Below are 11,693 nucleotides of genomic sequence, written 5' to 3'. Positions count from 1 at the left end.
GAGCCCATCGACGCGAGAGGACCACATCTCATGGCCACCTGCGATACGTGCGGAAACGAGTACGACAAGACGTTCACCATCATCCGCGACGGCCAGTCCGCCACCTTCGACAGCTTCGAATGCGCGATCACCGCCATGGCCCCGACCTGCACGCACTGTTCCTGCCGGATCGTCGGGCACGGTGTGGAGGCGCGTGGAGACTACTTCTGCTGCGCGCATTGCGCCCACGAAGCGGGTCATCCGGCCCTGGTCGATCACGTCTGAACCCGCTGCCGAGCGGCGATGCGCGACCCATCACCCGCGCGGCGCGTGGCTTCGCCGCACCTCGAGCCCCGCTACCCGCGCCGCTTCGGCCAGCACCGCCTCGAGCATGGCCGGAGTGAGTCGTCCGGTGAAGGTGTTCTGCTGGCTGACGTGGTAGCAGCCGAACAAGTGCAGCGGACTGCGGCCCTCCTCGGCGGCGGCCAGTTCGACGTGCGCGCCGTGGCCGAATTTCGGTCGCGGGCGCGGCACGGCCCAGCCCGCTTCGGCCAGCACCGGAAGCAGTGCCTGCCAGCCGAACGCGCCGAGCACCACCACCGAGCGGACGGTGGGCGTGAGCAGTCGCAGTTCGGTCGCCAGCCAGTGCCCGCAGCGATCTCGCTCCTCCGGCGTCGGCTTGTTGTCCGGCGGCGCGCAGTGCACGGGAGCGGTGACCCGCACGCCGTGCAGCCGCAGGCCGTCGTCGACGCTGATCGCGGTCGGCTGGTTGGCCAGACCGACCGCGTGCAGCGCCGCGAAGAGCACATCGCCGCTGCGGTCGCCGGTGAACATGCGGCCGGTGCGGTTGCCGCCGTGCGCCGCGGGCGCGAGTCCGACGAGCAGCATCCGCGCGTCCGCCGGACCGAAGCCGGGCACGGGGCGGCCCCAATACGTCTGGTCGCGGAAGGCGGCGCGTTTCTGTCGCGCGACGAGCTCGCGCCAGGCGACCAGACGCGGGCAGGCGAAGCAGTCGGCGACCGCCGCGTCGAGTTCGGCGATGGTCCGGCACACGTCAGCACCGGCCGTAAGAGGCGGTGGCATAGGCCCATACCGTGGGGCGCCCGAGGGCGGGGCGGTGTCGGTCGGAGATCGGTGTCTCGTGCATCAGAACTCCCTTCGGTGGTGCCAGGGGAGGGACGAACCGGGCGATCGTGCCCATGGTGCGCCGACGCGACCGGCCGGTGCCGTCGATCGGTGATCGGTCCCGTCCGGACGGTACCGCCTCGGACGTCTGTCCAGTTCAGCGGGGTGATCGCGCGGCCGCCGGGCGCGATATGTGATCGGTACCACCCGGTCGGGGTTGGTAGCATGGCGTTTCCGACCGACCGGATGCGGTGGTTCACCTCCGGCTTCTTTCGAAAGAGTCTTTCCATGCAGTTTGAGATCGTCGAGCGGGACGAGACGTGGGTTGCCGGGCTGCCGGTACGCAGCCCCAAACGTGCGCTCGGGGAACTGCGTGACCGGGATCTGGAGGCCGCCTGGGCGGCGGTGTTGCACCAGGAACTCGGCGGCCCGTTGGCCAGCGCCTACACCGACTACACCGGTGAGCTGGGCACGTACAACACCCAGATCGTCGGCTATCAGTGCGCGTCCTTCGACGACGTGACCCGCGGTCACCTGGTCGCCCGGCTGCCGCGCGGCGCCTACGCACGGTTCTCCTCGGTCGGTAACTTCCCGCAGGTGATGACCGACCTGTGGACGCAGATCGCCTACGCCGAGGAACACAACCAGATCAAGCGGACCTACACCGGCGATTTCGAGTGCTACCCGCACGCCTACAAGATCGATCTGTACCTGGCGGTCGACGCGCGATGAGTTATGCGATCGTGGTGCGTGCCGAGGCGGTCTACGGCGGGCTGGTCGTCCCGCGCGTGCGCCCGAGCTTCAAGGTCAGCAACAGCGACCTCATCGAGTTCCTCAAGGACCGCTTGCGGGACCGGGATGGCGTGGACCGTCCGATGTACACGGTGTACGTGCCGGACCCGGCCGGAAACTACAACGCCGTGGTCTGTTTCGAGTACCCCGAGCCGGACGCGGTGCCGGTGGGTGACGTCTTGGTGCGGGTCCCGAAAGGCGTCTATGCCCGGTTCGCGCCCAACGGCGACTATCACGATCCGGTAGAGGACGTCTGGGCGCAGGTCGACGACGCGACGGCGTCCGCCGAGATCACCCGGGCCTACCGTGAAGAGATCGAGATCTGGCACGGCCCGGAATCGGTCGAGTTGTTCATTTCTATCCTCGTTTAAATTGCCAATCGGTAACTGACCCCGGACCGACTGGTCTCCATGTTATTTCCGATTTCGAATACGCCAGTTCTGACCTGCGAAAATATGGCGTGTACCGCAGAGTTTTCGGAAGATTAGCCGGACGGCTGGTCAATTCCTGTCCGATGACGGATACTGCCCTGGGCAACTTCGTCTCGGCTCGGGGCCGCGGGGGGCTGCATCGGGCTGGACTATCGCGCATGGCAGCGCGGCGATGGAGTAGGAACAACATGACTGTGGATCTGATTGCAGTCGTGCCGAGGAACTCCCGTGGGCGGGGAGTGCGACGGTATTACGACGCGCAATCCGGGTGTGCGTTCTTTGTCTCCGAACCGGGCGGGCAGCCGGAACTATGGGACCGGTATCTGCACGGGGCCCGTGACGTTTACCGGCATTTCGGAGTCGAACACGCGCTCGAATACGAAACGGTCGCCGACGGTGCGTCCTCGGCGCTGTTCTTCGCCGCGCTCGCCGCCGACGGCGACATGGTCGCCGGGGTGCGGATGCAAGGTCCCTACATCGATGCGCGGCAGGCGCACGCGCTGGTCGAATGGGCCGGTCAGCCGGGCGCGGACGACTTGCGGCAAATGATCGCCGACCGGATACCGCAGGGCGTGATCGAGGCCAAAGGCGCGTGGGTCGCTCGCGATGCCGCCAACCGGAGCGAACTGAGCGCGGCGATCTCGCGCACCGTGCTGCACGGCGCGCGCCTGCTCGGCGCCCGCTACGGCTTCGCGACGGTGGCCTCCTTCACCGTGGCCCGCCACCAGGCGTGCGGCGCGGTTGCGGCCGAGCACATTCCCGCGGTGCTGTATCCGGACGAGCGCTACCGAACCGTTCCGCTGTGGTGGGATACCCGGTGCTATGCCGCGTCGGCCGAGGAAGCGCAGCGATCCCTGACCCAGCGCGAACAGGACGCGCTCGGTCTGTCGACCGCGCGTACGCCCGATATGCGATGCGGGATCGGGCGGCCGACGGAGGGCCGGCGCGGATATGGGCGATGACCGGAGCCGAGCGGCGGACCACCGGCCGCTGATCATCGACCCCGCCGATCCGGAGGACGCGCGGATACTCGCCGCGCTGCGCGCCGACCCGCGCATCGAAATCCTCGATCTGCGTGCGTCGTTGCGCGCCGAATACAGCAGAATGGTTGCCGCACCCGATATCCCGGAGGGGCCGGAAGCGGATCGCTGGATCTACTATCCGTGGCGCGCCGCGGTGGTCGGATTGCCGGGGCCGCGTACTTTCCGGATGATCCGGCTGGATCGTAATCGGAACAAACTGACCAGGGCCGAACAGGACCTTCTGGCCGAACGCACGATCGGGATCATCGGACAAAGCGCCGGGCACGCGATCGCGCATCTGCTCGCCATGGAGGGTATTTGCGGGGGATTGCGCTTGGCGGACCTGGACGATATCGAGTTGTCGAATCTCAACCGGGTCGCCGGGACGCTGTTCGACATCGGCGTCAACAAAGCGGTGGTAACCGCACGCCGTATCGCCGAGTTGGACCCTTATCTCCCGGTGCAGATCTTCGAGACCGGGGTCGACGAGAATTCGGTGGACGAATTCCTGGACGGCCTCGCGATCGTGGTCGAGGAGTGCGATTCGCTCGATATTAAACTCGTGATTCGCGAGGCGGCGGCCCGGCACCGCATTCCCGTACTGATGGAAACCAGTGACCGTGGTTTGCTGGACGTCGAGCGTTTCGATCTCGAAGCCCGCCGACCCCCGTTCCACGGATTACTCGGCGAAGTCAGCGCCCGGGATTTGCGGGGGTTGACGTCGCGGGCGAAGGCGCCGTACGTGGTGAAGCTGCTCGGCGCCTCCGGGCTGTCGCCGCGGCTGGGCGCGAGCCTGGTCGAAGTCGGCGAGACGGTGAACAGCTGGCCGCAGCTGGCCGGTGACGTCGGCCTCGGCGCCGCGAGCGTGGCCGCCGCCGTGCGGCGCATCGGACTGGGGCTGAAGCTGGATTCCGGTCGCGTCCGGATCGATGTGGAACGGCATCTCGACGAGCTGGCCGACCCGCCGCCGAACGACGAGCCGGTGTGGGCCGAGGCGCCGCCCGAGCCCGTCACCGGGCCCATCGATAGCGTCCTCGCCTGCGCGCAACGGGCTCCATCCGGGGGAAACATGCAGCCTTGGTCGTTGCGGGCCTGCGCGGATGACATCGCCATCGAGCTGGCGCCCGAGTGCAGCACGGCGATGGACATCGGCTATCGCGGCAGCGCCGTCGCGCTCGGCGCGGCCGTCTACAACGCGCGGGTCGCCGCGGCCGCGCACGGAATCCTCGGCCCGCACGAGTTCGTCGAAGGAGCGCCGGGGTCCGGTCGTCTCGTCGCCCGCTTGCGGCTGGGGAACGATCGCAGTGCCGAGCTGGCGGCCGACTATCCCGCCGTCCTGCGACGCGAGACCAACCGCAGGGTCGGCACCGGGGCCCCGCTGGCGGATGGCGTACTCGACGCGCTCGCGGCGGCCGCCGAATCGGCCGGTGCGCATGTGCGCGCCGTCGTGGAACGGGAGGACATCGAGGAAGCTGCGAGGTTGCTGGGGGATTCCGACCGGGTCCGCTATCTCACGCCCCGCTTATACGAGGAAATGCTCGCCGAAGTCCGTTGGGCGGACGACGCGCCGGAGACCGGAATCGATGCGCGCAGCCTGGAACTGACCGACGACGAATGGGCGGCATTCCAGATCACCACCCGCGCCGACGTCATGGCGCAGTTGCGGTCCTGGTCGGGTGGAGCGGCGCTGGGGAAATACACCGGTGACCGGGTGCGGTCCAGCTCCGCCATTTTGGCCGTGACATTCGACGCGGCCGACCCTCGATTGACCGACTACGCGGCGGCGGGCGCGGCGGTCGCGCGGGTTTGGGTGCGGGCCGAGCGCCTCGGATTGTGCGTGCAGCCGATTTCCCCGGTATACCTCTACGCCCGACGCCATGCGGAACTTGCAGCGATTTCCCCCGACTTCACGGATACACTAACGTCACTTCAGGGCCGTTTCCTGGACCTGCTGGAAGTGCCTGAGCATGAGACCATGGCGTTGGTGCTTCGCCTGAGCTACGCCTCCGCCGCCACCGTACGCAGCAGGCGGCGTCCGGTGCTCGGTGTGGACACCAGTAGTTAGCGCGATCGGAGACAATGTGCCACGGCGGACACTCGACTCGTTGGTGACCCAGGTCGCCTCTGAGCTCATGGGTGTGGACGCCACGACCATGGTCGCCGCGACCGAACGCGTGCTCGCGCAACTGGTCGAGTACTTCGACGTGGACTTCAGCTACGTGCGGCACACCGACCGCGAACGCCGGGCAACCGTGCTCATCGCCGAGTGGCCGCACCGGCAGAACATTCCGGATCCCGATCCGCTCGGCGTGATCTACTTCGATGGCGCGGACCCGGTGTTCCGCGCCCTGGAGAACGCGACCGAGCCGATGGTCGCGCGCCCGACCCCGGAATTCGCCGACTACCAGGAGACCGTGCGCCGTGGCTCCGGCATCGTCGGGGTGACCTCGGCGGCGGTACCGCTGATGTCGCGTGGCGAGCCGACCGGTGTGCTCGGGTTCGTCAAGTCGGGCGATCGGGAGTGGAGCAATCGCGAACTCAACGTGCTGAAAGCCATCGCGGCGCTGTTCGCGCAACTGCAAGCGCGGGTGGTCGCGGAGGAACGTCTCCGATACATCGCGCTGCACGACGACCTGACCGGCCTGGCCAACCGGCGCGCGCTGCTCGAGCACATGGAGGAGCGATTACGCGCGGGAAGCCCCGGCCCGGTGGCCGCTTTCTTCCTCGACCTGGACCGCTTGAAAGCACTCAACGATTTCCTCGGTCACACCGCAGGGGACAACTTCATCCGCACCTTGTCGACGCGCCTGCGGGAGAACCTGGACCCGAACGACATGATCGCCCGACTGGGCGGCGACGAATTCGTCATCGTTCCCGCCAAGCCGATGGACGCGGTGGCCGCCGAGTACGAGGCGAACCGCATCCAGCAGTTGATCGCGCGGCGCGTCACCGTCGGCGGCGAGTCGGTCAGCCGGGGCGCCAGCGTCGGCGTCGCGCTCGGCTTCCCCGGTGAGACGACGGTCGCCGACGTGCTGCGCCGCGCCGATCACGCGCTGTTGTCGGCGAAATCGGGCGGCGGCAACGGCGTCGCGGTGTTCACCGACACCATGCGCGCGCAATTCGAACTCCAGGACGACGTGGAGCTCAACCTGCGCGGCGCGGTGTCGGACGGCTCGCTGCTGCTGCACTACCAACCCGAGGTGGATCTGCGCACGGGCCGCATCGTCGCGTTGGAGGCGCTGGTTCGCTGGCTGCACCCCACCAGGGGATTGCTGCCGCCCGCCGCGTTCGTCACCGTCGCCGAGGCCACCAACCTGGCCGGTGAACTGGGCCGCTGGGTGATCCGGTCGGCGTGCGCGCAATTCGCCGAATGGCGCAGGCGCGGTCTGGCGGGCAACGTCGTGATGCGGATCAACGTGTCGCCGGTGCAGTTGGTGAGCCTCGATTTCGTCGAGCGGATCGAGGACATCCTGCGCCTGTTCGGCATCGACGGCAGCTCGGTGTGCCTGGAGATCACCGAGCACGTCGTGGTCCAGGACCTGGCCCGGACCCAGGTCACGCTGCGCGGACTCAAGCGGATGGGCGTGCAGATCGCCATCGACGATTTCGGCACCGGCTACAGCTCGCTGTCGCATCTGAAGGCGCTGCCGGTGGACGCGGTGAAGATCGATCGTGGTTTCGTGCAGCGGCTCGGCGCCAGCACCGACGATCTGGCCATCGTGAAATCCATCATCGGCCTGGCCGGCTCGTTCGGGCTCGGCGTCGTCGGGGAAGGCGTCGAGACGGCGGTCGCCGCGCGCACCTTGGTGGGCCTCGGCTGCTACCGCGCGCAAGGCTTTCTGATCGCGAAGCCGATGCCCGCCGAGCAGGTCGAGACGCACCTCACCGCGGGCCGGATCCCCCTGGATCTCGATCTTCCGCGGGCCGGGCGCGGGCTGCCCGCGCACTGAGATCGCCGAAACAGCCGCCGGTTATCCGGTTCTTTCACGGCCGTTCACGCACCGTTGGGCGCGGGTAACCCGATCCGCTGCACGATCGGCCACGTGCGCATAGTTCAGCTTGCGAACTTCTACGGCCCGCGGTCGGGTGGGCTGCGCACGGCGCTGCACCATCTGGGCGAGGGTTACGTCGCCGCGGGACACGACGTGGTGCTGATCGTGCCGGGCCCGCGCCGGTCCGAGGAGATCCTGCCCACGGGGGTCGTACGGATCACACTGCCCGCGTTGGCCATTCCGTGGACCGGGGGTTACCGTGCCGCGGATCCTCGCCGGGTGGCCGACGTCCTGGACGGATTGCGGCCCGACGTGCTGGAGGTCTCCGACCGGCTGACGCTGCGCGGATTCGGCCGCTGGGCGCGGCGGCGCGACGTGGCAGGCGTGATGATCTCGCACGAGCGGCTCGACCGGCTGCTGGGACAGGTGCTGCCCGGCCCGGTGGCGCGGTGCTGCGCCGACGTGGCCAACCGGCACACCGCCACCGACTACGACATCGTCGTGTGCACCACAAGCTTCGCTCGCGAGGAGTTCCTGCGCATCGACGCGCGCAACGTGGAGCTGGTCCCGCTCGGCGTCGATCTCGATCTGTTCAACCCGCACCGGCGCGATCGCAGGCTGCGCGCCGATCTGGGGGTGCCGGGTCATCCGCTGCTGGTGCACTGCGGCCGGTTGTCGGTCGAGAAGCGGGTGGATCGCAGCATCGAGGCGGTCGGCGCGTTGCGGGAGGCGGGTATCGAGGCGCGATTGGTCGTCGCCGGGGACGGCCCGCGCCGCGACGCGTTGCAGCGGCGGGCCCGCACGCTGGCCCCGCTGCCGGGCGGGGTGCCCGCCGTGCACTTCACCGGCTTCATCGCCGAGCGCGCGATGGTCGCCAAACTGCTCGCCACGGCGGACGTCTCGCTGGCGCCCGGTCCGCACGAGACCTTCGGCCTGGCGGCGCTGGAAGCGCTCGCGGCGGGGACGCCCGTGGTGGCGAGCCGATCCTCCGCGCTGGCCGACATCGTGACCGCCGACTGCGGCGCGGTGGCCGCCGACCATCCGTCCGCGTTCGCGCGGGCGGTCAGCGACGTGCTGGCCATGCCCCAGGCCCGCCGGCGCAGCGCCGCGCGCAGCCGGGCCGAGCAATTCACCTGGCCGCGAGCCGTCGCGGGCATGCTCGCGGTTCTGGGTCGTTAGCGGCGTCCCGGTCGGCGGCCGTCCACTGGACTACCCTGCGGGGAACCGATTCGGCGATTCGAGATGGGATGCGCAGTGCTGGGTAGAGGTCGCGGGCGAGCGGGTCGAACGACGGTGCGCGATGCGAAGGTTCTGGTCACGGGCGCGGCGAGCGGCATCGGCCGGTCCACCGCGCTGGCCGCCGCCGCGGACGGCGCCGAACTGGTGCTCACCGACATCAATGCCGAGGGCCTGGACGCCACGGTGACGGACATCCGCGCCGCGGGCGGACGTGTGGCTCTGGCGCAAGCGTTGGACATCACCGACTATGACGCGGTGCGCGCCTTCGCCGACCGGGCGCACGCCGAACTCGGCAGCCTGGACGTCGTCATGAACATCGCGGGCACATCGGTCTGGGGGACCGTGGAGAACCTGGAGCACACGCACTGGCGGCGCATGGTGGAGGTCAACCTGATGGGGCCGATCCATGTCATCGAGACCTTCGTGCCGCCCATGGTGCGCGCGGGCAAGGGCGGTGCGCTGGTGAACGTGTCGTCGGCGGCGGGCCTGCTCGCGCTGCCCTGGCACGCGGCGTACAGCGCGGGCAAATTCGGCATCCGCGGCGTATCCGAAGTGTTGCGGGTGGATCTGGCGCAACACGGCATCACGGTGCATCTGGTGGCGCCCGGCGCGGTGAACACGCCGCTGGTGCGCAGCGTCGAGCTGGTCGGAGTGAACAAAGAGGACCCGAAGATCCAGCGGCTCACCGCGGCGTTCACCGAGCACGCGGTGCCGCCGGAGCGGGTGGCGACGGCGATCCTGCGCGGGATCGAACGCAACCGTTTCCTGATCTACAGCTCGTTCGACATCCGCTTCGGTTACTGGTGGAAGCGCAAGTTCGCCTTTCCCTACGAGTTCGCGATGCGGCGCACCAGCGCCCGGTTCAGCAGGCTGCTGGCTTCGACGGGCAATTGAGCTGCACGTCGAGCACGCGCGCGCCGGGGCCTTCGGCGCCGAGCCGGTCGTGCTCGTTGACCAAGCGGCAGGTGCCGAGGGACAGGCAGCCGCAGCCGATGCAGCCGGTGAGGCTGTCGCGCAATCGGATCAGCTGGGTGATCCGGTCGTCCAGGTCGGCGCGCCACGTGGTGGACAAGGTCTCCCAATCGCGCCGGGTGGGCGTGCGGCCTTCCGGTAGTTGATCGAGGGCCGCCCTGATCTCGCTCAGCGGTATGCCGACGCGCTGGGAGATGCGGATGAACGCGACGCGGCGCAAGGTCTCGCGGGCATATCTGCGCTGATTCCCGCTGGTGCGTCTGCTCGTGATGAGCCCTTCGCGTTCGTAGAAGTGCAACGCGGAGACCGCGACTCCACTACGCTCGGAGAGCTGCCCGGGGGTCAGCTCCTTCGCCCGCCAATCGGCTGCTGTCGACATGCACGCTCCTCCCAATCACCTCAACAATACTTGAGGTTAGGGTGTGCTGGGGCCGGATTCGGCGATCGCGCACCGATCCGCACGCCGAAGCCGGGATTTCCGTGCTCTTCCGGCCGCGGCGCACTACGGTTCGATCATGGGAGCAGATGCTGTGTCCGCGCGGGAGGGTGCGCGTTTGGCCGTGACGTCCGAAGTCGGCACGCTGCGTACGGTGCTGCTGCACCGGCCGGGCAACGAGCTGCGCAGGCTGACCCCGCGCAACAACGATCAGCTGTTGTTCGACGGCATCCCGTGGGTGGAGCGCGCGCAGCAGGAGCACGACGCGTTCGCCGAAGTCCTGCGTGGCCGCGGCACCGAGGTGCTGCTGCTGTCCGACCTGCTCGCCGAGACCATCCAGGTCAGCGGCGCCGCCCGGATCCAGGGCATCTCGGCCGCGGTCGACGCGCGCAGGCTCGGACACACGCTGGCCGACGAACTGGCCGCCTTCCTGCGCGGCGTGCCCGCCGGGGAACTGGCCGACATCCTCATGGCGGGGATGACCTTCGACGAATTGCCGTTCGGGCCCGACGCCACCTCGCTGGTGCGCCGCATGCACCACGGCGGCGACTTCGTCATCGATCCGCTGCCCAATCTGCTGTTCACCAGGGATTCCTCGTTCTGGGTCGGTCCGCGCGTGGCGATCACCTCCCTCGCGCTGCCCGCCCGCAGCCGGGAGACCTCGCTGACCGATCTCATCTACGCGTTCCATCCGCGTTTCCTCGGGGTGCGCCGGGCGTACGAATCGCACACCGCGCCGATCGAAGGGGGCGACGTGCTGCTGCTTTCGGAGGGCGTGGTCGCGGTGGGCGTCGGCGAGCGCACCTCGCCCGCCGGCGCGGAAGCCTTGGCGCGCAGCCTGTTCGACGATGACCTCGCTCACACCGTGCTCGTCGTGCCGATCGCGCAAACCCGCGCGACGATGCACCTCGACACGGTGTGCACCATGGTCGACGCGGACGCTGTCGTGATGTATCCGGCGGTGCGCGAATCGCTGTGCGCCTTCACCATCCGCAAGGCCGACGACTACGGCGGACGGCTCGGCAGCGGCCGGGTCGACATCAGCGGCCCCGACCCGTTCCTGCCCGCGGCCGCCGAGGCGATGGGCATCGGCAAGCTGCGGGTGATCGACACGGGACTGGACGGCGTCACCGCCGAACGGGAACAGTGGGACGACGGCAACAACACCCTCGCGCTCGCGCCCGGCGTGGTGGTCGCCTACGAGCGCAACGAGATGACCAACGCCAGGCTGGAGGACGAAGGCATCGAGGTGCTGCGCATCCCCGGCTCCGAACTCGGCTCCGGCCGCGGCGGCCCGCGTTGCCTGTCCTGCCCGCTGTCCCGCGACGAGTTGTGAGCGCGGGCATGTTCACCATCACCGTCTCGCACGACTCGACCGTGCCGCCCTACGAGCAGCTACGCCTCGGCATCATCGCCCAGGTGCGTTCCGGCGAACTGGCCGCGGGAACCAAGATCCCGACCGTCCGCGCCCTTGCCGCTCGACTCGGCCTCGCCCCCAACACGGTGGCACGCGCCTACCGCGAGTTGGAGGCGGACGGCGTGGTCGAAACCCGGGGCAGGCAAGGCTCGTTCATCGCCTCCTCGGGAGACCCGACCCGCGACGTGGCAGGCCGCGCGGCCACCGCCTACGTCGCGACGGTGCGCAGATTGGGCTTGGACGACGCCACCGCCCTGCGCTACGTGCAGGCGGCACTCGAGGCCTGAC

Annotated in this window: 12 protein-coding genes; 10 read left to right on the top strand and 2 right to left on the bottom strand. The window is 69.0% G+C overall.

The annotated features are described in order from the left end of the window. The first annotated feature begins 30 nt into the window (after positions 1 to 30). Positions 31 to 264, top strand: coding sequence for a hypothetical protein (locus ACWEH3_RS13190; protein ID WP_450020346.1), 234 nt, complete (start codon positions 31 to 33; stop codon positions 262 to 264). Positions 265 to 294: 30 nt separating this feature from the next. Here the strand turns inward: ACWEH3_RS13190 and ACWEH3_RS13185 are convergent, their stop codons facing one another. Continuing rightward, the gene (locus ACWEH3_RS13185) at positions 295 to 1,062 is read right to left on the bottom strand and encodes a uracil-DNA glycosylase (RefSeq protein ID WP_450020348.1); all 768 of its coding nucleotides are present in this window, start codon (positions 1,060 to 1,062) and stop codon (positions 295 to 297) included. Between the two features lie 330 nt (positions 1,063 to 1,392). Between ACWEH3_RS13185 and ACWEH3_RS13180 the strand changes: the two genes are divergently transcribed. From ACWEH3_RS13180 to ACWEH3_RS13150, 7 genes are all read left to right on the top strand, one after another. Beyond that, the gene (locus ACWEH3_RS13180) at positions 1,393 to 1,836 is read left to right on the top strand and encodes a GyrI-like domain-containing protein (RefSeq protein ID WP_039801088.1); all 444 of its coding nucleotides are present in this window, start codon (positions 1,393 to 1,395) and stop codon (positions 1,834 to 1,836) included. Continuing rightward, a complete protein-coding gene (locus ACWEH3_RS13175; RefSeq protein ID WP_450020351.1) occupies positions 1,833 to 2,267 on the top strand; it encodes an effector binding domain-containing protein in 435 nt (144 codons plus the stop codon). The genes ACWEH3_RS13180 and ACWEH3_RS13175 overlap by 4 nt, the downstream gene beginning before the upstream one ends. 248 nt (positions 2,268 to 2,515) lie before the next feature. Then, entirely contained in the window at positions 2,516 to 3,289 is a 774-nt protein-coding gene (locus tag ACWEH3_RS13170; protein WP_450020353.1) for a hypothetical protein, read from the top strand. Further along, entirely contained in the window at positions 3,279 to 5,414 is a 2,136-nt protein-coding gene (locus ACWEH3_RS13165; protein WP_450020355.1) for an Rv1355c family protein, read from the top strand. The genes ACWEH3_RS13170 and ACWEH3_RS13165 overlap by 11 nt, the downstream gene beginning before the upstream one ends. Positions 5,415 to 5,481: 67 nt before the next feature. Further along, the gene (locus ACWEH3_RS13160; protein ID WP_355075033.1) at positions 5,482 to 7,299 is read left to right on the top strand and encodes a putative bifunctional diguanylate cyclase/phosphodiesterase; all 1,818 of its coding nucleotides are present in this window, start codon (positions 5,482 to 5,484) and stop codon (positions 7,297 to 7,299) included. A gap of 93 nt (positions 7,300 to 7,392) precedes the next feature. Beyond that, on the top strand, positions 7,393 to 8,520 hold the full coding sequence (locus ACWEH3_RS13155; RefSeq protein ID WP_450020357.1) for a glycosyltransferase: 1,128 nt from the start codon (positions 7,393 to 7,395) through the stop codon (positions 8,518 to 8,520). A 63-nt stretch (positions 8,521 to 8,583) separates the two neighbouring features. Then, positions 8,584 to 9,474, top strand: coding sequence for an SDR family oxidoreductase (locus ACWEH3_RS13150; RefSeq protein ID WP_450020359.1), 891 nt, complete (start codon positions 8,584 to 8,586; stop codon positions 9,472 to 9,474). On the opposite strand, the gene soxR is transcribed toward ACWEH3_RS13150, so the two are convergent. Then, a complete protein-coding gene (soxR, locus tag ACWEH3_RS13145) occupies positions 9,443 to 9,931 on the bottom strand; it encodes a redox-sensitive transcriptional activator SoxR (protein ID WP_067795363.1) in 489 nt (162 codons plus the stop codon). The genes ACWEH3_RS13150 and soxR overlap by 32 nt on opposite strands. Before the next feature lie 136 nt (positions 9,932 to 10,067). Between soxR and arcA the strand changes: the two genes are divergently transcribed. Next, positions 10,068 to 11,324, top strand: coding sequence for an arginine deiminase (gene arcA, locus ACWEH3_RS13140; protein ID WP_450020361.1), 1,257 nt, complete (start codon positions 10,068 to 10,070; stop codon positions 11,322 to 11,324). An 8-nt stretch (positions 11,325 to 11,332) separates the two neighbouring features. Continuing rightward, on the top strand, positions 11,333 to 11,692 hold the full coding sequence (locus ACWEH3_RS13135) for a GntR family transcriptional regulator (RefSeq protein WP_450020363.1): 360 nt from the start codon (positions 11,333 to 11,335) through the stop codon (positions 11,690 to 11,692). Position 11,693: the final 1 nt, after the last annotated feature.

This window comes from Nocardia sp. NPDC004718 (genome assembly GCF_053601535.1).
The sequence above is the reverse complement of the archived record's forward strand: the minus strand, read 5'-3'. Positions and strand labels throughout refer to the sequence as shown.